The following is a 24,875-nucleotide window of genomic DNA, read 5'->3' as shown; positions in this document are numbered from 1 at the left end:
TGTTCAGTCCCGGGACATTCTTCCCACCTGACAGGGCTTTACGACCCGAAGGCCTTCATCACCCACGCGGCGTTGCTGCGTCAGGATTGCTCCCATTGCGCAAAATTCCTCACTGCTGCCTCCCGTAGGAGTCTGGCCCGTGTTTCAGTGCCAGTGTGGCTGATCATCCTCTCAGACCAGCTACCCGTCGTCGCCTTGGTAGGCCATTACCCTGCCAACTAGCTGATAGGACGCAGGCTCATCCCCGAGCACCGGCTTCTTCGAGAGGCCGACTTTCACCTTCCAGCTCCCGCCGAAAGATCGTATCCGGTATTAGCAGCACTTTCGCACTGTTATCCCGGTTCCGGGGGTAGATTACCTACGCGTTACTCACCCGTGCGCCACTTTACTCGCCCGCCCGAAGGCAGACTTTCTCGTGCGACTTGCATGTGTTAGGCACGCCGCCAGCGTTCATTCTGAGCCAGGATCAAACTCTCCAGTTATTCCGAAAAACTGTTTTGGCCCGACACGCTACTCACTATTTAGTTTCCAAAGAACAGACCTTGCCTTGCTCAAGGGAGTGTCAATCTATCACGCTCCCCGTGCTTCGTCAAGGGCTTCTTTTCTTGCCCCTGCAAGAGACCGCCTTTCTAACCCTTCCACTTCCTTCCGTCAAGAACTTTTTTTCCGTCCCCGACCGCCGTCTCTTTTTCCCGAAGCGAAGGTGCCTTTCTACACACTCTCTCTTTCTCTGTCAAGCACCTTTTTTACTTTTTTCCCGCACCACGACGGCCCCCCTGATCCAAGACCCTTCCCGCGCTGCGAAGTCGTCCTTCTACACCCACTCCCCCTACCTGTCAAACCCTTTTTTCCTCAGCTGGCTTTGAGATCTGGCTCTCCTTTCGGTAGATCTCATTGCAGCTTGCAGAAAGATGCTTCCACCGGCCATCACGGCCCGACAGTTTCTGTTCCGCCAGGGACGCACTTGAAGCATCTCACCCAGTGGCCCGGCCGGTGTTCACGGAAAAGAGGCGCCTCGCGGCTGCAGGCCGCCTCCCCTTCCGGGCACCTGGGCTGAAATGCGCATCCGAGGAGGGGCTTGTGAGCTTCCGAGCCCTCCTCCAGATGCTTCGGGCGCTCCTTCCGCGCCCCCGGCATGGGAACGGGCACGGCCTTCAAAATCGCCCGAGTGTATGGGTGACACGGGTTCTCGAACAAGTCCCTCTTCGCCGCAAGCTCCACGAGCCGCCCCAAGTACATGACGGCAACACAGTCGCTGATGTGCTTGACCACCGAAAGGTCATGGGAAATAAAGAGGTAGGTCAGGTCGTACTGCTCCTGAAGGTCCTGGAGAAGATTGATCACCTGCGCCTGGATGGAAACATCCAGGGCGGAGAGAGGCTCGTCGCAGATCATGAATTCAGGGTTCAAAGCCAGAGCCCGGGCTATTCCGATACGCTGACGCTGCCCCCCGCTGAATTCGTGGGGGTAGCGGTGAATGGTTTCAGGCCGGAGCCCCACCACGTCCATAACCTGTTCCACTCGCTCCCTGCGCTCGCGGCCTACCCCGATCCCATGAATGTTGAGGCCCTCTCCGATGATCCGCCCAACGGTCTGACGCGGGTTCAAGGAAGAATAGGGATCCTGGAAAATGATCTGCATTTTCCTGCGGAGAAGCTGCATTTCGACACGAGAGGCCTCCAGGATGTTCCGGCCGTCGTAAAATACTTCGCCCTCCGTCGGCTCTTCCAGCCTCAGGATAATCCTGCCCAGAGTCGACTTTCCGCAGCCGCTCTCTCCCACCAGCCCCAGGGTTTCCCCCCGACGCACGGACAGGTCGATGCCGTCCACCGCTTTGAGATCCCCGACCCTGCGATGCAGGATTCCACGCGTGATGGGGTAGTATTTCTTCACCCCACCAAGGACCAGGAGATTTTCAGCTCCCTGCAGTTGCTCCAAGTCATGTCTCCTCGTAAAGCCAGCAGCGTACGGCGTGTCCGGGTTTGGGGCACAGGAGTGAGGGCTCGGGCTCCTGGAAGCATCGGTCGAAAGCGTGAGGGCACCTCGTGTTGAACTTGCACCCGCGGGGAAGGTCCAAAAGACTGGGAACGACACCCGGTATGGCGTCCAGTCTCTTTCTGCCCTCCTGGGAAGCCTTTCCGGGGATGGACCGCATGAGCCCCTGAGTGTAGGGATGGAGGGGATCGTTGAAAAGATCCAGCACCGCGGCTTCTTCCACGACGCGGCCCGTATACATGACGGCCACCTGGTCGGCCATTTCAGCCACCACTCCCAGGTCGTGCGTGATGAGGAGAATGGCGGTCCGGGTAGCTTCCCGCAATTCCCGGAGTATGTCCAGGATCTGCGCCTGGATGGTGACGTCCAGGGCTGTCGTGGGCTCATCGGCAATGATGAGCCGAGGATTGCAGGCGAGAGCCATGGCGATCATGACCCTCTGGCGCATGCCCCCACTCATCTGGTGCGGATAGTCTTGGACACGGGCTTCGGGCGAGGGAATCCCCACCTGCCGCAGGAGCTCCACAGAGCGATCCAGAGCTTCAGCCTTCCGAAGCCCTTTATGCCGCAAAAGCACCTCGCCGATCTGATCTCCCACGCGAAACACCGGGTTCAACGCTGTCATGGGCTCCTGAAAAATCATGGAAATCTGGTTGCCCCGAATGGCGTTCATTTCTTCGTCGGACAGTGAGAGCAGATCCTGACCCTGGAAATGAATTTCGCCTCCAACGATTTTCCCGGGAGGCGACGGGATCAAGCGCAGAACGGATTGAGCCGTGACGGTCTTGCCGCAGCCGGACTCCCCCACGATGCTCAGGGCATGCCCCCGTTCCAGGCGAAGACTCACCCCGTCGACGGCTTTGACCGTACCACGCTCCGTATGGAAATAGGTCCGCAAGTCCCTGATTTCCAGTAGTGGCGCATTCATGCCTGTCATCCCTCCGCAGCCAGAGCCAGCCACCCCTCCACCCCTTCGGGAGAGAGATCGGGCTGGTCCAGAGACTCGTAACAATGGGTCCAGTGCAGCCGCATGCCTTCAAGAGAATGCCCCGGCGGCCGGGCAGGGCTGGTCATCGAGCAGCGGAGCAAGAGCCCGCTCCTCCCATGGATTCCGAGGATCCTGCGCCGCGCCGAATCCTGGGAGCATCCCCCGGTAAACATACACGCAAGCCTTCCGATTTGCCAAAAGCTTTTGGCGATGCTCCGCACGCGATTTTCCCGCTCCCCGAAATCTCCCTCGAGCACCTTCTGCTGCCTCTAATTTTATTCTTTTATTTTCAGAACCTTATAAAGAGCATCTTCCCAATGCACCCTCTTTGCGCACGTATGGTAACCCATGTGCGCAAGAATCGTAACCCAAAGGGGGAACAGAATGCGCATAAACCATTAAATAATGGATTTAATTTAATTTTATTTATTGGCACGCCTTTTGGATAATGGACCCGTCGTGTGCAACAAACGGTGAAAAGTCTACACAGAGTCAGGGTGCTGGAAATAATTCATCTGAAGAATGGAGCGAGGTCAAGATGGGAAAACTTGCATTGAGCAGCATTATAAGTCTGGTTACGGGAGGCGCGGTTGCCCGGGAGCAGGTCACCAGGGATGAGCATGACGGCGCCATGGAGACCGAAGGTGTCTCGGAGACCTTGAAGCCTGTTTACGGTCAGGCTTCCGCAGAAAATTCCGAGGTGGTTCCCCCCGTAGATCGCAACGGCAAGGATTTGGACGTCGATTTCTTCAGGACCCAGCCCGACGATTCCCAGGTGGTTCGCCCTGTGTTCTCCAAAATGGGACCGACGACGGGTATTGCCGAATTTTATCTGAACCCGCCCAAGTCCATCCCGGTGGTGGAAGGCGTCCGTCCCTGTGTGAAGGGCAAGTTCATTTTCGTGGGTGACGAAAAGTTCTACATGCGCGGCATCACCTACGGCCCCTTCCGCCCTGACGAGGAGGGCTGCGAATACCACACGCCCGAGCAGGTGGAAAAAGATTTCGCCAAAATGGTGGAGTACGGTATCAATGCCGTCCGCACCTACACGGTTCCTCCCCGCTGGCTGCTCGACATCGCCCAGAAGCATGGACTCCGCGTCATGGTTGGCCTGCCTTGGGAAGAGCACATCGCCTTCATGGAGAGCAGGAAGCTCATGCGGGACATCGAAAACCGCGTTCGCGCGGGCGTGCGGGCCTGTGCAGGCCACCCGGCGCTCCTTTGCTTTACCGTGGGCAACGAAATCCCCGCCTCCATCGTACGCTGGTACGGGCGGCGCCGCATCGAGGGCTTCCTGGAAAGGCTCTACAACGCCGCAAAGACGGAAGATCCCCAGGCGCTGGTGACTTACGTGAACTTTCCGACTACGGAATACCTGCAGCTTCCCTTCATGGATTTTACATCCTTCAATGTCTATCTCGAAACGAAGGAAAAGCTGGACGGGTACCTGGCGCGGCTCCAGAATATCGCCGGAGACCGGCCCCTGGTCATGGCCGAAATAGGCCTCGACAGCATGCGCAACGGCGAGGAAGCTCAGGCTAAAATGCTCGATTGGCAGATACGTTCGACGTTCGCGGCGGGCTGTTCGGGTGTTTTTGTCTTTTCTTGGACGGACGAATGGCACCGGGGAGGCTTCGACATCGAGGACTGGGGGTTTGGGGTAACCGATCGCGACCGGAATCCCAAGGCATCCCTTGAAACCATCCGGAAGGCCTATGCCGAAGTGCCCTTTCCTCCCGACCTGAACTGGCCCAGCATTTCCGTCGTCGTATGCACCTACAACGGGAAGCGCACCATTCGGGATACGCTGAGCGGTCTGCGGAAGTTGGAATACCCCAACTTCGAAGTCATCGTCGTCAACGACGGTTCCAGGGATGGGACGGGGGAAATCGCCGCAGAATACGGATTCCGGGTCATTACCACCGAAAACCGCGGCCTGAGCAGCGCTCGCAACACGGGCATGCGGGCAGCGAAAGGCGAAATCGTCGCTTACATCGACGACGACGCCCGACCCGACCCGCACTGGCTGACGTATCTGGCGGCCACATTCCTCAATTCGAATCATGTGGGGGTCGGCGGACCCAACCTCCCACCTCCGGATGACGGCGCCATTGCCGAATGTGTTTCCAACGCCCCCGGCGGCCCCATCCATGTGCTGCTGACGGACCAGGAAGCGGAGCACATTCCCGGCTGCAACATGGCCTTCCGCAAGGCGGCGCTCGAAGCCATCGACGGCTTCGACCACCGATTCCGCATCGCCGGTGACGACGTGGATCTCTGCTGGCGCCTGCAGCAGAAGGGTTGGACCCTGGGATTCAGTCCCGCCGCCATGGTATGGCACCACCGGCGCAACTCGGTGAAGACTTACTGGAAGCAGCAATTGAACTATGGCAAGGCCGAAGCGGACCTGGAGAAAAAATGGCCTGAAAAATACAATGCCGCCGGCCACGTACCCTGGGCTGGACGCCTCTACTTCAAGGGCTTCGAACAGCTTTTGGGCTCCCTGCGCGGAAGGATCTACCAGGGAACGTGGGGAAGCGCCCTGTTCCAGTCCATCTATCAGCCGGCACCGAGCCTCCTGTGGTCGCTGCCCATGATGCCCGAATGGTATGTAGTGGTCGCGGCCCTGGCCGCCCTCTCTCTCCTCGGCATCCAGTGGACGCCCCTGCTCCTGGCTCTGCCCATGATGGCCACGGCGGTGCTGCTTCCCCTCGTCCATGTCTGCCTGTGCGCCGCCAGGCTGGATTTTGACTCAGCGGGGAAATCGCGTATGGAGCAGCTGAAATTGAGAGCATTGACGGCCTCTCTCCATATGCTTCAGCCCCTGGCGCGCCTGATGGGTCGAATCCGCCTGGGATTGACCCCGTGGAGGGATTGTTCCGTGACGGGCATTTCGCTGCCGCTGCCGCTCCCCAAGACCTTCACGGTGTGGAGTGAAGAATGGCATTCCCCCATCGACTGGCTGGAGTCTCTGGAAAACAGCATGAAAGGGCTTCGCAAGGTAGTCTCTCGCGGAGGGGATTACGATCATTGGGACCTGGAACTGCGCGGAGGGCTCCTGGGTTGTGTGCGGGTCCTGATGGCAGTGGAAGAGCATGGCGGAGGGAAACAGTTCGTTCGGTTCCGCACCTGGCCGCGATGCGCCCCTGCGGGGATCGTCGCCACCCTGCTCTTTGCCGCCCTTTCGGCCGGCGCCGCAATGAGCCAGGCATGGGTTGCCTCGGGGGTGCTCATGGCGGTGGCGGGGCTTTTCATGATGCGCATCTTCAAGGAATGCGCGGGGGCCCTCTCTGCCATGGTCTGCGTCTTTAATCCCCTGCAGAAGAGCAAAAAATGAGGGCTGCGTCAGAAAAATTTTAGGGATACAGGCTGATGTTTAAAAGGGTGCCGCCCTTCCCACGAGGAAGGGCGGCACCCTTTTTATTTTGAGGCGAGCGCTGCTTGGAGTACAATCAGGCATCGGTCGCATCGGCAGAAGCTCTATTGCATGAGGTGATTTTATCACTGGATTTGAAGACTGTTTTCTTGTTCCGGTCTATCCTGCCAAATCCCAACGCGCTCAATCCTGAAAGGTTACCAGCCTATGGACATTTCGCTTTTCTGGAATGCGGATTTCATCGATTCGCAGTACAAGCTCTGGAAGTCTGCTCCCGAGCAGGTTTCTCCTGAATGGCGGATTTTTTTCGAGGGTTTCGAACTGGGGGCTGTTCCAGAACGGGAGGCCGTCGGTATTTGCGACAAGCAAGAGGTACTGCGGCAATCCCGCGTCAATGAGCTCGTCTACCGCTACCGGGATCTCGGGCATCTGCTGGCCTGCCTGGATCCCCTCATGAGCTGCCCCACCGACCATCCACTCCTGAACCTCTCGGCATTTCACCTTTCCCAGGAGGACCTGGATCGGCAGTTTTTTACGAATCTTTCCGGTGAAACCGGTCAGACCCCGCTCCGTGAAATCCTGCAGTCCCTGAAAGAAACCTATTGCCGCTCCATCGGTGTCGAATACATGCACCTGCAAGACCCTGAAGAGCGTCGCTGGCTTCAGGAGCGCATGGAACCCGCGCGCAATCGGCCGCAACTGGATACCGGAGCCAAGGTTCGCATCCTGAACAAGCTCTGCCAGGCGACACTTTTCGAGCAATTCCTCCACACCAAGTACCTGGGCCAAAAGCGGTTTTCTCTCGAAGGCGCCGAGACCGTCATCCCCATGCTGGATGCCCTCCTGCAGCACCTGGGACAGGGAGACTGCCGCGAAGTCATCCTCGGGATGGCCCACCGGGGACGCCTCAATGTTCAGGTGAACATTCTCATGAAGCTGTATGAAGCGATCTTCTGCGAATTTGAAGACAACTACGATCCCGAATCCCTGGTGGGCAGCGGAGATGTCAAGTACCACAAGGGATACATGACGGACATCGCAACGAGGCAAGGCAAAGCCCTCAGGATCCTGCTGGCGAGCAATCCCAGCCATCTCGAAGCGGCAGACCCCGTCGTGGAAGGCATCGCACGGGCCAGGCAGGATCAGTCGGGCGACACTGCGGGAAAAGGCGTCCTTCCCGTCCTCATCCACGGTGATTCGGCTTTCGCCGGCCAGGGCATTGTAGCGGAGACTCTGAACCTATCCCAGCTGGAAGGCTACCGCACGGGAGGAACCATCCACCTGGTCATCAACAACCAGATCGGCTTCACGACGCTCCCGGAAGACGCCCGTTCCACACGGTACGCCACCGATGTGGCCAAGATGCTCATGGTACCCATCTTTCACGTGCATGGAGAAGATCCAGAGGCCGCGGTGCACGTCACCCGCCTGGCCTGTGACTATCGCATACAGTTCGCCAAGGATGTCGTGATCGATGTCGTTTGTTATCGCCGTCATGGCCACAATGAGGGTGACGAACCCTACTACACGCAGCCACAGATGTATGACCGCATTCGGGAACGGCCTCCCGTTTATGAGCTCTATGCCGGGAAGCTGAAGGACGAAGCCGTCATCACTTCCGATGATCTCGAGCAGATCCAGGGCGGCATCAACGAATGCCTGCAGCGGGCTTACGACGGCAGGGGGAAAACCTGTGCTCCTCCCGAAAGCCGCTACTACGAAAGCTGGGACGGGATCGGCAAAGCGTCCTCCCCCGCCCCGTTGGAAACAGGAGTGGAAGCGGAAGAGCTTGTCTCCATCGCCCGCAGAATGCACACCCTGCCCCCGGGATTCAGCCTCAACCGGAAATTGGAACGGATCCTCGACCGGCGGCTGGAAACCGTGGAAAAGGGTGAGGGCATCGACTGGGCCACTGGAGAGCTGCTGGCCTTCGGATCGTTGCTCCAGGAAGGGGTTCCCGTACGATTGAGCGGACAGGACTGCCGGCGCGGCACCTTCAGCCAGCGGCACAGTGTTCTCACCGACATGCACACGGGCGAGCATTACACTCCCCTGAATGGACTGAGTGACCAGCAGGCCCCCTACATGGTGTACGACAGCATGCTTTCCGAGAATGCCGTCATGGGCTTCGAATACGGCTATTCCCTGGTGAGTCCCCACGTTCTGGTGCTTTGGGAAGCTCAGTTCGGGGATTTCGCCAACAATGCGCAGGTCATCATCGACCAGTTCATTTCCAGTGCGGAATACAAATGGCAACGCCGGAGCGGCTTGGTTCTCCTGCTGCCCCATGGATTGGAAGGACAGGGTCCGGAACATTCCAGCGCCAGGCTGGAACGTTTCCTGCAACTTTGCGCTGAAGACAACATGCAGGTCTGCTACCCCACGACCCCTGCTCAGTATTTTCACCTCCTGAGGCGCCAGATGAAGCAGGACTTCCGAAAGCCCCTCATTGTCATGAGTCCCAAGAGCCTCCTGCGGCATCCCCTGGCTGTCTCGAACCTGGAGGAAATGACGGCGGGCCGTTTTCAGGAAGTCCTCGGCGACACGGATTCCGTGAGTGAGCCCCAGCGCATCCTCCTTTGCAGCGGCAAGGTGTATTACGACCTCCTGGAGCATCGGAAGAATGGTACCGGCTCCCACTGCGCCCTGGTGCGGATGGAGCAGTTCTACCCCTTTCCGGAAAAGGCGTTGGGGGAAATCGTAGACCGGTATGGCCTCGACCGTGAGTGGTTCTGGGTTCAGGAAGAGCCCCGGAACATGGGGGGATGGAGCTTCGTGCAGCCCCGCCTGGCAGGCCTGCTGGGCCATTCTCCCCGGTACATCGGCAGGGCTGAAGCAGCCAGCCCCGCCACGGGCCACCATACGACACACAAATTGGAGCTTGCGGCCCTCCTGGATGAGGCCCTCGGCTAAAAAGACGTTGCACGCATCCCATCTGCCTGCGCCGCCCTAGAAGGCGGCCCTGCCGAACGAGCGGCAATCATGCCGCTCTCATGGGAAAGAGGACCAGGACTTCAAGACGAGCACGTTTTAAAAAAATCGGGAGCAATCAGCATGAAGATAGACATCAAGGTGCCTGAAGTCGGTGAGTCGGTACGAGAGGCGGTCTTGGCTGAATGGTATGCACGCAGTGGAGATCGGGTGCGAAAGGATCAGATTTTGTTCCTCCTTGAAACCGACAAGGTCACTCTGGAAATCTCCGCCGAAGCGGACGGTATATTGGAAATCCTCGTTCCAACCGGAGAAACCGTATCCATTGGAGCAGTCGTCGGCACCCTTGAAACAACTGCAGAAGGAGCAAAGACCGTTCCCGGCGATACGGGGAAACGGGAGACCACCAAGGAAATGGGCGAAGCTGCGCCGCCTCCGCCCAAACCCGAGAGGAAATTGGAGCCCCCAGCTGTGCCCCACGAAGGGAAAGAACCGCCTTCGGAATCGAAATCGGATCACACGATGCCCCCTTCAGTACGGAAGCTCGTGGAGGAAAAAGGAATCGACCCGTCGCGGATTTCGGGGACAGGGCCGGGAGGCCGCCTCACGCGAGGGGACGTTCTATTGTATCTGGAGGAATCTTCCCCTGCATCGGAGGCAGCGGAGGCGCCCGCCCCTCTGCCGGAACAGCCCTCGGCCGAGACCGGAAAGACACGCCCTCTCCAGCCCCGGGACGCAGAGCCGGGATCGGGCCTCCCCGAAGAAAGCACCAGTCGAAAGCCCATGACGCCCATCCGCAGGCGCATCGCGGAGCGCCTCCTGGAAGCCCGGCAGAATACAGCCATGCTGACAACATTCAATGAAATCGACATGACGCGCGTGAAGGAGCTCCGCAGCCGGTTTCAAGACGATTTCAAGGCCAGGCATGGGATTTCCCTGGGGATCATGTCCTTTTTCATCAAGGCTGCCCTGGCCGCCTTGAAGGAAATTCCCGAAGTAAACGCCTTCATCGAGGGGCAGGACATCGTCTACCATCATTACTACCACGTGGGAGTGGCCATCGGTGGCGAAAGAGGGCTCGTGGTGCCGGTCATCCGCCATGCGGATCGACTCGGTTTTGCACAATTGGAACAGGCGATTGTGGACTTTGTAAAGAAGATCCAGGAAAACCGGCTTCAGCTTTCCGACCTGGAGGGAGGGACGTTCACCATCAGCAACGGGGGAGTTTTCGGCTCCTTGCTGAGCACCCCCATCCTCAACACCCCTCAGAGCGGGATCCTGGGACTCCATAAGATGGAAGACCGCCCTGTCGTGATGGACGGACAGATCGTGATCCGACCCATGATGTACGTTGCTTTCAGCTACGATCATCGCCTCATCGATGGTCGCGAAGCCGTGACCTTTCTGAAGCGCATCAAGGAAGGCGTCGAACATCCCGAACGCCTCATGCTGGAGATATAGAATGGCTGCCGAAGAGCACTATGACCTGGTCGTCGTGGGAGCGGGCCCGGGGGGATACATGGCATCCGTCCGCGCCGCCCAGCTGGGCCTCAAAGTCGCCTGCATCGAGAAGGAACCGCACCCGGGAGGAATCTGCCTCCATTATGGATGCATTCCCAGCAAGGCCCTCCTGGATTCCAGCGAATACTACCTGCTCGCCAAAGAACGCCTGGCCGCTCACGGAATCCAGGTGGGAGAGCTTACCTTCGATCTCTCCGCCATGATGGCGAGAAAGGCCGAGATCGTCCGGGGGCTCGCTGAAAGCGTAAGCAAGCTGCTCGCCGGAAACCGCGTCGAAATCGTCCGCGGCACGGGCCGCCTGACGGCGGAAGACACAGTCCAGGTGACCCTGCCGGGGGATGAACGCTCATCGTCGGGAGGGGCGCACCGCATCTTGAAGGGCAACGCCATTCTCCTGGCCACCGGCAGTGAGCCGGTGGCCCTGCCGTCGCTCCCTTTTGACGGAAGGCACATACTCAGTTCCACGGAAGCACTGGCCCTCCCGGCCGTTCCCCGTCATCTCGCCATCATCGGCGGCGGCTACATCGGGCTGGAGCTGGGCTCCGTCTGGCGCCGCCTCGGAGCGCAGGTGAGCGTCATCGAAATGCTTCCCCACATCGCGGCATCCCTGGACGCCCAGACCCGGCGGGCCATGGAACGTGCCCTGAGCAGACAGGGCTTCCAGTTTTATCTGGAAACAAAGGTGTCCCGTGCACAGGTGGTGGACGACGAGGTCCACCTGACTGTGGAATCTTCGAGGGGAGAAGAGCTCATGAGGTGCGACCGCCTGCTGGTAGCCGTGGGACGGCGTCCCCTCACGGCCGGCCTGGGCCTGGAGGCGGTCGGCGTGAAGCTGACGCCGGGAACCGGGAGAATAGCGGTGGACACCCGTTACCGAACGAACATCCCCTCCATCTATGCCATCGGGGACCTCGTCGATGGCCCCATGCTGGCTCACAAGGCTTCGGCTGAAGGCGTTGCCGCCGTTGAAGGCATGGTGGGACTCCCGGGAGAAGTCAACTACGATACCATTCCCGCTGTCGTGTACACCTCACCCGAAGTGGCCAGTGTCGGACTGACGGAAGAAGCAGTGAAGACGCGGGGAGTCGAATATTCCATCGGAGTCGTCCCCTTTGCCGGCATTGGAAGGGCTCGATCCCTGGGAGAAACGGAAGGCTTCGCCAAGATCATCGCTCATGCCCGTACTGATCGGGTACTGGGAGTGCACCTCATCGGCCCCCGCGTCTCCGAGCTCATCGCTGCGTGTGTGATGGCCATGGAATTCAATGCCAGGGCGGAGGATATCGCTCGGGTCGTTCACGGACATCCCACTCTTTCCGAAGCCGTCCATGAAGCTGCGATGGCTGTAAAAAAGCAGGTAGCCCATCGGCCCTGAGCTGATGCGCCGGAAAGGATGCCCGTTTCTTGCCTGACGCCCACAACGCTCACGTATGAAGAGCAGTCGAATGTTCCTAATGGATTAAAAGGACGTTCCGAATTCCGGTAAACATGATCTGGGCGGCCAGGGCGGAGAGGACCAGTCCGGTGAGCTTGCTCAGGATATTGAGCCCCTTGCGCCCCAGTACCCGTTCGATGGTCGGTGCGACGAAAAGCATCAATCCCACGCACAGGACAGCGGCCAGGAGTGCTCCACATCCCACAACCTTTAGAAACGTGTCCTGGGTTTCCGCTCCCATGACGAGGAGGGCACCCGTCGTTGCCGGCCCCACGATGATGGGCACAGCCAGAGGAACGACGGCGATGTCGTTGTGCTCCTCCGCAGAAGGCGCCGCCGACGGAGATGTCTTTCTCACCAGGTCGGCCGCTGAAAGGAACAGGAGGCCTCCCGCGCCAATGCGGAAGGAGTCCAGGGTGATGCCGAAGATGTGGAAGATGCTGTTTCCAAAAAAATAAAGGGCAAAGCAGGCGAAGATCACCGACACGGTCACACGCAGCGCCAGGAGCCTTCTCAGCCCCGCCTCCTGGCCGGTTGTCAGGGTGAGAAACATGGTCAGAGCAAAAAAGGGGGTCAGCAGAAAGAAAAATTTGATCCAGACACTGACGAAAAAACCTACCGCATCGCTCATGTTCGGCATTCTATGAAAAGGGACAGGGGGTCGGCTCGACGATCAGGGCTCCCGTGGAGGCATAGGACCGTTCCGTTGGGGTGCTTTCGCGTTCATGGCGATGGGAACGGTGCCCGGCCTTCACTCCGGCTTTTTCGCCGTGCAGGATGCTTCATAGCACCACTCGCAGATGAGATTCTCGTCTTCATCGGTTCTTTCAACCATGATATGTGGGTGCAGCAGCGGCAGTTCCCTGCCGCATTTGTAGCAATACAGCTCCAGCCCGGTATTTTTGGCTGAGCAAGACCCCTTTCGCTCCTCTTGAGATTCCATTGAGGTTCGCTCCAGTCGATTGAGTCAACAATATTGCCTGCCCCCGCTCAAGGAAGGAACGGCACTGTCCCATGAACTGGGGACTTTCCCCGGCCCGTCCTAGCGCGAGCGTTGATAGGTTCCCACTAGTTCACTCTGTGCGATGACGTGTCCGGCCATCGCTTTTTCCAGCTGAGCTTTCGTGGGCTTGCCGAGATCGTCCAGCACGGTGTCGAGCGCGTAGAGCTTGTGGAAATAGCGGTGGCGGCCTACCGGAGGGCAGGGCCCGCCGTAGCCTGTCCGTTTCCAGTCGTTGAGCCCCTCCTTTGTCCCTTCAGGAAGGGCTTCGGCCTTCACTCCCTCCACCAGACCCGTTGCACTGGGAGGGATATTGTAGAGGACCCAATGCACCCACGTCATTTTCGGAGCCTTGGGATCCGGGGCGTCCGGATCGTCCACAATCAAAACCAAACTCCTGGCTCCCTGAGGCAGCCCCGACCATTCCAGCGGTGGAGACGTGTCCTCTCCATCACAAGTGCAACGACGCGGGATGGAGCCGTTCTGGGAAAATGCCTGTGAGGTAATGGTGAGAGCCATGGTTTTCCCTCCTTTTTGAGTTTCCCGGCCTTCTGCCGTCAGGGGTAAAGGATAGCCGACGGCCATCGCCAACAAGAAAACCGCAACCATCCGGTGGAAAGCACTCGAGACGGTGAGCGGCCGGGAGAGTAACTTTCCACACCCCTGCAGAATAAAACCAAACCAGGCCATTTTCTTCTCCCTTCCATAGAGGCGGATGAGGATAGAACGTATTACTTGTGCTCCGTAATGCTCACTCCCGGGCAGATGAAGGAAATGCCCTGCCCGGATTCCACTCCTGTCATCACCGTTTCAATGATGGGGTGGTTGACCTTGTGGCGTGCATTCCATCGAACGATAAAATTCGCTCCCGAGCCCCCCTGTGTATCCGCCTCTTTGACATAAAAATAGGTGGAAGCCAGAGGCTTGAGCTCCAGGGGCTTTTCCATAAAGTCGCGAATCTTGTTGCCCTCCGAATCATAATATTCAGCGGAGACAATACTGATGGGGTATTTGGGGTCTGTGTTGCGGATGCTGAGGGTCGCCGCCAGCTGAAAGGGACGCCCTCGCGTTCCATAGTAAATATTGGAATAAACAGAAACATACACTGTGTCACTCAACGTGATGTGCTCTGATGCCTGACAAAAACCCTGGAGACTCCAAACAAGAATCAAAGCACACGCCGCACTGCAGATTTTCAAAAAATGAACCCTGGGTGGGATCATCCTTGGCAACTCCTCTGAGCCGTTTGAAAACTCGCCTCACACGGCAACATGACAAGATCTATTATGTTAATAAGTTAACATACAAAAGGATCAAAAGAAAATCTCGGTGAGGGGCTTTTCGTCATTCTTTCTCGACATGCCTGGGAGATACTCCTCCAGGGAAGAAAGATCCAGAACAACGGCATCCTCCGGGCAGAGCCGTGCACAGGTCCCGCAAAGGAAGCAGCTGTCAGAAACCCGGGGATAGGGATCCAGGGAAACGGCATCGGCCGGGCAGGCCTCCCGGCACACACCGCACTGGGTACACCGGCTTGCATCGAAAGCGAATTCAGGATGCAGCTTCTTGAGCTGTAAAATGCTCTTCCCCTCCGCCGCTTTTTTCCGCTCCGGGGGAAGGTAGTCGAGGACACTCAACGAGAGGGGGGCCATATCGCCCGCCAAAAGCTTCGCCAGGACTTTATCCACGAGAGCCTCCACGGCCTCTTCATCTTCCGGAGCCGGACGCCCTGCTCCCAGGGGATTCCGGCATTTCCACATGAAAGAATGCAGAGCGACAATCTTCGCGCCTCCCAATACCGCGAGGCCTTTTTCCCTCATTTTGCGCCCCATTTCCAGGAGGGCTACTCCGCTGCTGACAGCTCCCCACGTCACAAAGGGAACACCTGCCGCATCCTTCAGGGGAGGGAGATCATCCAGAAAGGCTTCCACGGGAGGAACGGCATGATCGACATAGACGGGGGAACCGATCCAGAGGCAAAGAGGCTCGTGCACCTCCCTCAAGGACTGAGCAATATTTTGACGGTCCGCTCCCTTCCCCAAATCCCACAGGGTGGCGGCGCACCCCTCTTGAAGGAGTCTTTTGTATATTGTTTCAGCTATATGGCGCGTTGAACCCGATGGCGAGCTGTAGACAATGAAATGGTTCAAATCTCCGTCCTTCCTCTCAGGTTGAAAAATGGCACGTGCGGTCAGGGAGCCCTCCAAGCGATATTCGGTACCTTCCCCCTCGGTCGGCGTAAATCCCTGCCGTCAGTTCATGGATTTCGATGATCCCCGGGCAGCTCCCGCCTCCCGCACGTCGAAAAACTCCGGAAAGTATGTGAGGGCAAGGGGATAGTACTTTTTGACCAGATCCCGATAGATTCCCTTCTGTTTGCATTCTTCGAAAAAGGCGTTGAATGCGGCTCGAAGCTCCGGTGACGTTTTGGCGAATCCACAGGCCATCACCTGGGGTTTGGAAATGGGCCCGAGGATTTTGATGCGGCCGGTCCACTTCTCCAGGGCCATGAGAGCGTCCGGCACATCCAGAAGCGTCGCCCCCGAGACACCATTTATAACAGCCGGAGCCAGTTCGTTCAAATTCAGATCCACCAGGCGGATGCGCGTGCCGGTGGGCTCCAGTTGATAGAGGCGGGGATCGACACAGGTGTTGGCTATTCCTATGACTTCGGGAATCTTGTAGTCCGTGAGGAGGGCTTTCGTGGCGGCGATGTCCTGAGCGATGTCCTGGGATGGCTGGATGGGATTGGCTGGAGAGTCGGCACTCGTGAGCAGCCACACCTGCGTCGGAAATGTCGCGATGGAAAATTCCAGGATCTTTTCACGCCAGGCCAGGAGGGTCAAGCCGTTGGCGATGATGTCACCCTTGATTTCCGTATCGCCCTTGATTTTGACGTCCTCTCCCTTCACTTCGATGAGCTTTCCCGTCAGATCCCCGATGGCCCTCTCCCAGGTGGTTTCCACGTACTGATAGGTGACCCCCAGATGATCGGCAAAAAGCTTCATCAATTCGACGTCGAGGCCGTCGCCGCTTCCCGTTACAAAATTGGCGTAGCGGACGCCAAGGTGCCGGAGGACTCCCCGCTGCTTGAGCTCGTCCAAATCCCCCGCCCGCACCATTTCAGCGGAAAAAGCAACGAGCGTTGCCAGCACCAGACATCGTGCAACCCACGAAAATAGAGTTTTTCGCTTGTCTTTCATTTTATCCCCCCATCTATCGTTACTCACCGCTCTACTTTATCCCTGTTACCATGCAATTAACATGACAGAGGATGCGAAAAGAGCCGACAATCGTTTTCATCCAGTGCAAAGAGGAAGAAGAATATGAAAGGCAGCCCCCTTATCGGCTCCTTCGCTTTCGGCCCAGATTCTTCCCCTGTGAAGTTCAACGAGATTCTTGCTCAATGAAAGCCCCAGGCCGGTTCCCTGGTATTTTCGCGTGGAGGAGCTTTCCACCTGTGTAAAGGGCTCAAAGATTCGGTCCAGGTCGCTTTCACGCAACCCGATTCCCGTGTCCTGGATGATGATTTCAATGAATGCGGCCGGAGCTCCATCCGACGGTATGGCTTCCACAGGGAGCTCGATCTTTCTGCCGTCACCCGTCATCACGAAGCCTCTTTCCAGGGCAACGGGTCGAGCCGCCAGAGCAATGCTCCCCCCGTCCGGTGTGAATTTCGCTGCATTGGAAAGCAGATTGTAAAGGACCTGTTTGAGCTTTCGCTCGTCGACACGCAGAATTTCCGGCAGCCCCTGCAGGTCTGTCGTCACCTGAATCCTGTGGGTCACAACCGTTTCCTTGATCATATTCAAACTGTTTTCCAGGAGCTTCTTCAGATGGACATCGGACAGGTTCAGATCCACTTTGCCGGCCTCAACCTTGGAAATATCCAGGATATCGTTGATCAGTGCCAGCAGATGGAGGCTGCTCTGGAGGGAATCGTTCAGATACTCCTCCTGTGTCGCGTTCAAATCCCCGAAATGCTTATAGAGAACCAGTTCCGTAAAGCCGATGATATGGTTCAGAGGGGTTCTCAGCTCATGGCTCATGTTGGCCAGAAACTGGCTCTTGGCGCGATTGGCGCTCTCGGCAGCATCCTTGGCCCGCTGCAGCTCCCGCTCCGCCTGCTTCCGATCGCTGATGTCCCTCACGATGGACCAGGTTCCGACCACCTTTCCGCCCCCGTCGGTCAGGCAGTATGTCCTCAGCTCTGCAGGGAAAATGGCTCCGTCCCTCCGCCGGTATTCCTTTTCGTAGAGGTCGCTGTAGCCCCGCGCCAATACCTGCTGCTGAACAATCCGGCCTTCCAGGTCCCTCCATTCCTTCAGAGTCCAGGTGTCGTAGACCCAGGAAGCCATTTCCTCTTCAGAGAAGCCCAGCATTTCACGGAAGGCCGGGTTGTACTCGATGATTTTTCCTTCACTGTTGGTACAGATATAGCCGTCTCTCATGCTCTCATGCAGCTCGCGATATTTCTTTTCGGAGGCACGCAGAGCCTTTTCCACGGCGTGACGATCCAAAATTTCCTGCTGGAGCTGCAGGTTTTTCCTGGCGATCTCCCCCTGCCTGCTGTTGGACTCATCAAGGCGAATCCGAAGGATGAGGTTTTGGTCCTTGATGTACAGCAGGGCGAGAATACTGAACAAAACGACGAGGGACAGCGCACCCAACAGGAGAAAAAGGCGCCAGAGGCTCGTTCGTCCGAAAACCTCACTGTGGGGCATCACTGCCAGGAGGAAAAAAGGCGTATTTTCAACCGGTATCCGAAGAGCCAGAAAATCGCTGCGGTGGTCGTCCTGTGTCATTCCAACGAAAGGGTAAAGATCGCGCGGCAAGACCTCGGAAGGAGGGGGCAGCGACGACACCCTGACAAAATCCTCCACACCCGCGGGGAGCGGTAAGTAGCCGCCTTCGTATCCAATGTAGATGACCTTTTTGAGGGAGACTCCCCCCACCTGGATGAGATGCCTGTAGATGACGTCCGTCCCCACCCACGTCACAATATGCCCAACGAGCGCGTCCTTGTATACATAAGGCAGGGAGAAGGTCATGGTGGACCTGCCCATGAGGCTGTGCACCTTGATGCCGACACCGGAATGATTGGCAAAGAGAAATTCCTGGAGCCCATTTTCCATGACCAGGGGGCCGCGATCGGTCGTCCGCTTCACGTGCAGGTCATCGATGGTGCTGATGAAATCGATGCGGTCATAAATGGGATCCGTGCCAAGCTTCTTCTCGCTGATGAGGCGGTCGAAGCTGCTGGCGATATCCTGTAGATTGGAAGACAACCCATATTGCATGGACATGCCCAACGCTTTGTTTGCGAAAAAAAACGCCAGCTCCTTACCGGCAGCCAGTTCCTTCAAATCGTTGATCCTCTCGGAAGCAAAATAGCTCACAGCCGCGGCACGACTCTTCATATCTTCGATCAGACGTTCCACGGCGGACTTGCGAAGCTCTACCTGCGAAAGATAGTTGGCAACCAGTAAAAAACCGATGTAGCCCACCAGGACTACGCCCGCAAAAAGAGCAGCCAGACTTTCTTTTTTACGAAAAATCATTTGCCTGACCTGCATGGGTCATGACGGTCAACAACGGTGCTTCCGCATCATCAACGCGGGCTCATTGAAAAAAATCAGGGTAATAGTTGAATACAAGAGGGTAGTACTTCTTCACCAGACTGGAATACCTCCCATCCTTTTTGCATTGTTGCAGGAAGGCGTTGAAGGAGTCGCGCAGTTCGGGCGAATTTTTTCGGAAAGCATAGGCCATGCTCTGCATGGGAGACAACGGGCCAATGACCTTGATCTTTCCCGGCCATTTTTGCAGAGCGTCCAGTGCGTCGGGAACTTCCAGGATCGTGGTTTGAGCATCTCCGTTGATGACGGCGGGGACAAGAGCATTCAGGGTCATGGTGAACTGGATGGTGGAGGCGCCCGCCTCCTTGAGGCCGTACAGGTTGGGATCCAGGCAGGTCCTCTCGACCCCCAGAACGCTCTGGTTCACCAGCTGCCTTTTCACCGCACTGATATCCTTTTCCATGTCGCCGCTCGGCTGAATGGGAACCAGAGGGGAATCGACCCGTGTGACGAGCCAGATCTGAGTGGGAAAACTTTCAACGGAGAACTCCACGATCTTCTCCCGCCAGGGGAGAATAGTGAACCCCGTTCCAATGATGTCTCCCCTGGTAGGGGCGTCTCCGGAGATTTCTATGTTGTCCCCCCTGGGAACAACCTTCTTTCCGATCAAATCCGAGACCGCGTCGACCCAGGTGGTTTCGACAAATTCATATTTGACTCCCAGATGTTCGGCAAAGAGCCTGACCATTTCCACATCGAGGCCGTCTCCACTGCCGGTCACGAAGTTGGAATAGACCACCCCCAGGTGCCGCAGGACTCCCCGTTCCTTGATTTCCGAAAGATCTCCAGCAAAAGCGGAAGCCATGGAAAGTGCCAAAAACAGGGTGAGAGCCCCGGCCCAAAAGGCCGGAAAAACGTGATTGCTCTTTTTCAATCTCATAGTCAGCCCTAAGTTTGAAATTTGACTCTTAGCCGCATACCCTTCATTGAATTCAACACACCAAAACACTGAATGAAGCAATCAGAGCCCTTTACAACCGCCGCGACCCGACGATCAGGATGGACGAGCTTTCCGTGCGTCGGCACATCCCGTCGAGGCAGCATGAAAGAGATCTTCAGGAACTATTCAAATCATTGGAAAATGAGGATCGGACGAAATGGCAGAGGGACTGCTCAACGGTCCCCTATGTATAAACCACATCACGAAGAAAAACCAACAGGATTTTATACCCATACGGCGGTTGCCCGCTCGGCTTTTTTGTTCCTTGTTCGCCCCCCGGCTGGTTTGAGAAGGTAAGAGCCTCCGTTGCAGGAGATGGCTCTTGACCCGGACTGTTTTTATGCTTTACGCTCTCAGTGTGGCCATCCGGTAATGGCCTGGATGCGCACAGCCATGACGACGAGTTACATCCATTCCTTTCAATCGGGCATTCGGAGACCGATCGACCGATGCCTGTTCACGAGAGACCTGCCTTTGCAGACCCTGGAGCATATTTACAACGCCGTCTGGAGCACCGTCGGGTACGGAGTGATTTCCTTCCTCCGAAATAGAACCGCCGAAGACACTCTATTCTGGAGGGGAAGACTGGGGCATTATGAATACCCGCCCATGACAACCGGAAGCCCGCGCATCTGGTTCCATGCCGTATCGGTGGGCGAGGTGGCGGGAGCCGTCCCAACGATCCATGCGCTTCGCCGCCGCCTTCCCCGGGCAGCCCTCTTCCTCACGACGGGAACGCCCCAGGGATTTCGCTTCGCCATGGACCAACTCCCCCGGGAGGTTTTCGTCTTTCCTTTTCCCCTCGATCTTCCGGCAGTCTTGAACAAAGCTTTCCAGGCGCTGAATCCGGACCTCTACGTGGCCATGGAAAGTGAATTCTGGCCCAATCTCTTCAGAATACTCAGAGAAAGACAAATTCCTTCCCTGCTCCTCAATGGACGCCTGTCTCAGCGCTCCGCCCGGCGCTACGCCCTCTTCAAACCCCTCTTCCTCCCTGTTTTTCAGCAATTTCGATTTCTCGCCATGCTCTCCGAAACCGATCGGCAGAACGTCATTCAGTTGGGCGCTCCTCCCGAGCGCGTCGCCGTCCTGGGAAGCTCCAAATACGACGGGCTGCCCCTCCGGGCTCGCCCGGGAAGCGCCGACACCTGGCGGACGCTCCTCGACATTCCCCAGCACCTCCCCGTGGTGGTCGGCGGCAGCCTGCGCCGGTCCGAATGCATCGGAATCCTCGAGGCTTTTCAGTCACTGCTCCGCCAGGAGCCCGAAACCGTGGGGATCTTCGCTCCCAGGCATCTCCATCGCATCCCGGAGATGGCCCAATGGCTGGAAAAGGAGGGGATCCCCCATCAGCTCCTCACGGACATCGAAAAGGGGCGGGAAAAGAGGCGCGCGTCTGCCGTGCTGGTGGATCGCATTGGGATTTTGTTCGAGCTCTACTCCCTGGGCGACCTCATTTTTTGCGGGGGAACCCTCGAGCCCATTGGCGGCCACAACATCCTGGAGCCGGCGGCATGGAAAAAACCGGTTTTCTACGGTCCTTCCTTGCAAAAAGTCATTGATGAACATAATATCCTCCATTCCCTGGGAGGGAGCTTTCCGGTCCGGAGCACAGAGGATCTGCTGCACCAGTGGACTTACTGGATACAGCACCGGCAGGAACTGAAAGCCCACGGCGACAAAGCCGGCGAGGCGCTCCAGCGGTTGACGGGAGCGGCAGACCGCCAGGCAGCGCTGATCCTGGACACACTCTCGGAAAGGCAGAAGGGGACGGAGCACCGGCCATGAGTAAACTCGAAGAACTTCTCCGGGAATACAAAGACGGGCGGAAGGACCTGGAGGAGGTGCTGCATTTCCTCAGGAAGCTTCCTTATGAAAACCTCTCCTTTGCCCGCGTGGATCACCACCGGCGGCTGCGCCGGGGGTACCCGGAGGTCGTCTACGGCGAAGGCAAAACGGCCGATCAGGTGGTGAGCATCGTCCAGGCCATGGCGGATTTCGGCAGCAGAGCTCTCATCACCCGGGTGGATGCGGTAAAGGCAGCGGCCATCATGACCGCCATTCCCGGCATGGTGTATCATTCCGAGGCGAGATTGCTCTCCTGGGAACGGGAGCCGTTACCGATTTTGTCCCAGGGAGCCATACACGTGCTTTGCGCCGGATCATCCGACGTTCCGGTAGCCGAAGAAGCAGCCGTCACGGCTGAATTCATGGGCAACCGGGTGAAGCGATTTTTTGATGTGGGAGTGGCCGGCCTGCACCGGCTGCTGGGGATCTGGGATGAACTGCAGGAGGCGTCCGTCTACGTGGTGACAGCCGGCATGGAGGGGGCTCTCCCCAGCGTCGTGGGCGGACTGGTGGAGCGTCCTGTCATCGCAGTACCCACGAGTGTAGGATATGGAGCGAGCTTCAACGGCCTGGCGGCTCTGCTGGGGATGCTCAACAGCTGTGCACCGGGAGTCGCCGTCGTCAACATTGACAATGGTTTTGGGGCGGGTTATCTGGCTGCCATCATCAATCAGAATACCATGACTGAAGCCATGAGATTTTCAGCAGATGCCGTCGGGGGAGATGCCCCTCCTGCTGGGAAAAAGATCGAATCATCTTAAGAGAATGAAAAGGAGCACCCCGTGGCCAGAGAATATCGACCCAACGTGAGAGAATCGGCCGTCATTTCAAAGCTCGACCATGCCAAGGAGTCGCAGCGAGCCAATGCCTTGAACCTGCTGCGCGAGCGAATCGACGAACTGAGCGACCGCATCGTCATGAAGCTCTTGGAAGAGCGATTGGTGGAAACGACCAACAGGGCCGAAATGGAAAACCAGATTCATTTCAACCTGGAAACCCTGCTCAATGCAGAGGAATTCGAAGTGCAGCTGGAGACCGCAGACCTGAGGACCCTGGTGGCGCGTCCCAATTTCATCAGCCTTTACGTAACGTCTTTTATCATCCGGACGCTCATCAACCACAAATGCATCGTCGAAGTTTATGGGACCGATGAGGACATTTACGAATGTGTCAACAAGCAGGTCACACGGCTGATCACCGTGTAGGAGGCATAGCGCTAGAACCCTAGAAAATCAACAAATTCGTCTTCCGTCATTTCATCCAGAATGGGAAAAGGCTCATTCTCGGTTTCATCGAGCTGCTGCTGGTACTCTTCCAGGGTATATGGATCGCTCATCTCTTCGATCCAGAATCTCTCGGCGGCATCCTGGTTGGCCAGGTATTCCATCACCTTTTCCTCAGCTTCTTCAGGATCATCCGCCTGGATCAGGCAGGATGCGCTGCTTTGCTTTTGCCCGTTGGCTCTAAACCCCAGAGCCACCTCAAAAACATACAAACCATTTTCCGGATCAAACAACATGGAGCACGGCACCTCTTCTGCACACGAAGCTGAGCATTTAGAATCTACAACGATAACAATGGGTTAAGATAATTCTCAGAATAATACCAAAATATCGACTCCGTCAAGGGAAAACTGCAGCCACGTCTCCAGCGGGCATCCGGTCATGCCTCACGGCCGGGTCGCATCGCACCCGCCTCGAGCGGGCGCCGGCGCGATGCCCGATTCAAATCCTTCAGGCGCAACAGGTCTTCGTAGGCGAAATCCGGGCGTCTGCAGGCAAAAAAGGTGTTGTTGTGGTACAGGGGCTCACCCGCGAGATCGTAGGGGGATACGGCGCACGCTTCCTTCCACATGGGGGTTCCCGGGACGGGAGAATACTCACAGAGGTACGGTTGGGCTCCGGCTCCAGCCACGACCCGGATGGCTTCAGCAACCTCTTCGGGCGTTTGCCCGGGGAGTCCGCACAGGAGGTAAACGCCCAGCTGCTCCCGGGAAAATCCCGCACCGAGCAGATTTTTCACAGCCCCCAAAAACATTTGGTTTCCAACCTTCCCTCCCCACTCCCGCTGCCTGTCCGGGCGTGTCGTTTCCAAGCCCAGGCGAAGGGTCGTGAACCCGCTTTCGTACAGTAAACGACACCAATCCGGGCTGAGAGCCCGCACATGCACGGCGTTGGGCGTGTGGAACCGAAAGCGGCAGCCTTCCCGGACCAGACGTTCCAGGGCGGGCCGCAACGTCTCTTCAGCCCGAAGCAGGAGCGCGTCGTCATAGAAGGCAAAGTCTACAACGGCCAATCGATGGTGCCAATGGAGGATCTCATCGTAGATGTCGGGGGCGTTTCGGCGTTCCCACCCGGGCTGCAAAATAGCCGAAGCGCAATACGGGCAGCGGAAAGGGCACCCGACGCTGGTGAGGAGCGGAGCATAAGTGGGATGATCCAGCAAGTCCAGGGCGGGAAAAGGCGATGTCCCGAGGTGCTTCCAGCACCCGGCATTCCTGACCCGAAACCCCGTGGCGGCTTCCAGTTTCGCGGGAAGCAGGGCAGGAGCAAGCGTCACCACCTCGTCCGCTCCACTCGTTGCGGCGGCATGCTCAGGGCAAAGGCGCGCGTAGATCCCTCCCAGCCAGATGGGCGTGTCGGTAAAAACCTCGCGCAGGATGTCCACGGTCTGATGGATCCCAGGGTACCAGTACGTCATAATGGACGTCACCCAAATGAGGTCCGGCCGGGGCAGGGAGCGCAATCGCCTGCGAAGGCTATCGGGCTGAATGCCGAAACGATAGTAGCGGCGGGGGATTTCACGGTAGGCCGGGGGCTTTTCCACCGGGGTTCGAGGGAACTTTCCCGTACCGTATTCCCGATCCGTTCCGGGAAGGATTCCCGGCCCCTCCTCAGGGAAAGGATCATGGCGCTCGACGCAATCGATGAGTCCCACCCCGCATCCCCCGTCCCTCAGGAGGGCGCCCAGGGAGAGCAGCCCCAGGGGCTTGGACCACAGGTCGTGCGCGGCAAAATCCGTAATCCAGGGATTGACCAGGAGGATAAAAGGGGCTTTTGACATAATGCCTGTCAATGAGATATGAAGTGTCACGGCCTTGTGGAATATTCACGGGGGCCATCGTCCGACGAAGGGTTCTTATACCCCTTTCGGTTTCACGGGTCAAACCGTGAAGATCCTCTTTTGCCTGAAGGAGAAGGTT

General features: G+C 57.6%; 20 protein-coding genes and 1 rRNA gene. 8 read left to right on the top strand and 13 right to left on the bottom strand.

The features are described from left to right. The 4 genes from MWC30_RS14205 to MWC30_RS14190 all read right to left on the bottom strand — a co-directional run. Positions 1-482 (bottom strand): 16S ribosomal RNA (locus MWC30_RS14205); the annotation flags it as partial. Positions 483-927: 445 nt separating this feature from the next. Further along, positions 928-1,929, bottom strand: coding sequence for an ABC transporter ATP-binding protein (locus MWC30_RS14200; protein ID WP_368860860.1), 1,002 nt, complete (start codon positions 1,927-1,929; stop codon positions 928-930). A 10-nt stretch (positions 1,930-1,939) separates the two neighbouring features. Further along, a complete protein-coding gene (locus tag MWC30_RS14195; RefSeq protein WP_244084857.1) occupies positions 1,940-2,923 on the bottom strand; it encodes an ABC transporter ATP-binding protein in 984 nt (327 codons plus the stop codon). Between the two features lie 5 nt (positions 2,924-2,928). Then, complete coding sequence (locus tag MWC30_RS14190) at positions 2,929-3,084, bottom strand: hypothetical protein (RefSeq protein ID WP_244084856.1); 156 nt, start codon at positions 3,082-3,084, stop codon at positions 2,929-2,931. A 15-nt stretch (positions 3,085-3,099) separates the two neighbouring features. On the opposite strand from MWC30_RS14190, the gene MWC30_RS14185 reads away from it, so the two are divergent. From MWC30_RS14185 to lpdA, 5 genes are all read left to right on the top strand, one after another. Beyond that, positions 3,100-3,432 carry a hypothetical protein gene (locus tag MWC30_RS14185; RefSeq protein WP_244084855.1) on the top strand — a complete coding sequence of 111 codons (333 nt, stop codon included), beginning with the start codon at positions 3,100-3,102 and terminating at the stop codon, positions 3,430-3,432. Positions 3,433-3,521: 89 nt separating this feature from the next. Next, positions 3,522-6,320, top strand: coding sequence for a glycosyltransferase (locus MWC30_RS14180; RefSeq protein WP_244084854.1), 2,799 nt, complete (start codon positions 3,522-3,524; stop codon positions 6,318-6,320). A gap of 246 nt (positions 6,321-6,566) precedes the next feature. Then, entirely contained in the window at positions 6,567-9,272 is a 2,706-nt protein-coding gene (locus tag MWC30_RS14175) for a 2-oxoglutarate dehydrogenase E1 component (protein ID WP_244084853.1), read from the top strand. 141 nt (positions 9,273-9,413) lie between these two features. Continuing rightward, positions 9,414-10,751 (top strand): 2-oxoglutarate dehydrogenase complex dihydrolipoyllysine-residue succinyltransferase, encoded by a 1,338-nt coding sequence (gene odhB / locus MWC30_RS14170; RefSeq protein ID WP_244084852.1) that lies wholly within the window; start codon positions 9,414-9,416, stop codon positions 10,749-10,751. A 1-nt stretch (position 10,752) separates the two neighbouring features. After that, positions 10,753-12,186, top strand: coding sequence for a dihydrolipoyl dehydrogenase (gene lpdA / locus MWC30_RS14165; RefSeq protein WP_244084851.1), 1,434 nt, complete (start codon positions 10,753-10,755; stop codon positions 12,184-12,186). 76 nt (positions 12,187-12,262) lie between these two features. Here lpdA and MWC30_RS14160 read toward each other — a convergent pair whose 3' ends face one another. The 7 genes from MWC30_RS14160 to MWC30_RS14130 all read right to left on the bottom strand — a co-directional run bounded on the left by MWC30_RS14160 (position 12,263) and on the right by MWC30_RS14130 (position 19,765). Beyond that, complete coding sequence (locus MWC30_RS14160) at positions 12,263-12,877, bottom strand: MarC family protein (RefSeq protein WP_244084850.1); 615 nt, start codon at positions 12,875-12,877, stop codon at positions 12,263-12,265. 411 nt (positions 12,878-13,288) lie between these two features. Then, on the bottom strand, positions 13,289-13,765 hold the full coding sequence (locus MWC30_RS14155) for a YbhB/YbcL family Raf kinase inhibitor-like protein (RefSeq protein ID WP_244084849.1): 477 nt from the start codon (positions 13,763-13,765) through the stop codon (positions 13,289-13,291). 212 nt (positions 13,766-13,977) lie between these two features. After that, positions 13,978-14,469, bottom strand: coding sequence for a DUF3124 domain-containing protein (locus tag MWC30_RS14150; protein ID WP_244084848.1), 492 nt, complete (start codon positions 14,467-14,469; stop codon positions 13,978-13,980). Positions 14,470-14,559: 90 nt separating this feature from the next. Further along, positions 14,560-15,396, bottom strand: a complete 837-nt coding sequence (locus tag MWC30_RS14145) for a 4Fe-4S binding protein (protein ID WP_244084847.1) — start codon at positions 15,394-15,396, stop codon at positions 14,560-14,562. A gap of 102 nt (positions 15,397-15,498) precedes the next feature. Then, on the bottom strand, positions 15,499-16,449 hold the full coding sequence (locus tag MWC30_RS14140) for a transporter substrate-binding domain-containing protein (protein ID WP_244084846.1): 951 nt from the start codon (positions 16,447-16,449) through the stop codon (positions 15,499-15,501). Between the two features lie 96 nt (positions 16,450-16,545). Then, a complete protein-coding gene (locus MWC30_RS14135) occupies positions 16,546-18,807 on the bottom strand; it encodes an ATP-binding protein (protein ID WP_244084845.1) in 2,262 nt (753 codons plus the stop codon). Positions 18,808-18,868: 61 nt separating this feature from the next. Continuing rightward, positions 18,869-19,765 (bottom strand): transporter substrate-binding domain-containing protein, encoded by an 897-nt coding sequence (locus MWC30_RS14130; protein WP_244084844.1) that lies wholly within the window; start codon positions 19,763-19,765, stop codon positions 18,869-18,871. Between the two features lie 453 nt (positions 19,766-20,218). Between MWC30_RS14130 and MWC30_RS14125 the strand changes: the two genes are divergently transcribed. From MWC30_RS14125 to MWC30_RS14115, 3 genes are read left to right on the top strand one after another with little or no spacing between them, the layout of a single operon-like run. Then, the gene (locus MWC30_RS14125; RefSeq protein ID WP_244084843.1) at positions 20,219-21,613 is read left to right on the top strand and encodes a 3-deoxy-D-manno-octulosonic acid transferase; all 1,395 of its coding nucleotides are present in this window, start codon (positions 20,219-20,221) and stop codon (positions 21,611-21,613) included. Beyond that, the gene (gene larB, locus MWC30_RS14120) at positions 21,610-22,434 is read left to right on the top strand and encodes a nickel pincer cofactor biosynthesis protein LarB (RefSeq protein WP_244084842.1); all 825 of its coding nucleotides are present in this window, start codon (positions 21,610-21,612) and stop codon (positions 22,432-22,434) included. The genes MWC30_RS14125 and larB overlap by 4 nt, the downstream gene beginning before the upstream one ends. Before the next feature lie 21 nt (positions 22,435-22,455). Continuing rightward, a complete protein-coding gene (locus MWC30_RS14115) occupies positions 22,456-22,878 on the top strand; it encodes a hypothetical protein (RefSeq protein WP_244084841.1) in 423 nt (140 codons plus the stop codon). 11 nt (positions 22,879-22,889) lie between these two features. Here the strand turns inward: MWC30_RS14115 and MWC30_RS14110 are convergent, their stop codons facing one another. After that, the gene (locus MWC30_RS14110; RefSeq protein ID WP_244084840.1) at positions 22,890-23,192 is read right to left on the bottom strand and encodes a hypothetical protein; all 303 of its coding nucleotides are present in this window, start codon (positions 23,190-23,192) and stop codon (positions 22,890-22,892) included. Between the two features lie 143 nt (positions 23,193-23,335). Beyond that, on the bottom strand, positions 23,336-24,736 hold the full coding sequence (locus tag MWC30_RS14105) for a radical SAM protein (protein ID WP_244084839.1): 1,401 nt from the start codon (positions 24,734-24,736) through the stop codon (positions 23,336-23,338). Positions 24,737-24,875: the final 139 nt, after the last annotated feature.

It is taken from the genome of Desulforhabdus sp. TSK, from assembly GCF_022836495.1.
GTDB lineage: Bacteria > Desulfobacterota > Syntrophobacteria > Syntrophobacterales > Syntrophobacteraceae > Desulforhabdus.
This window is presented reverse-complemented; position numbering and strand designations above follow the sequence as displayed.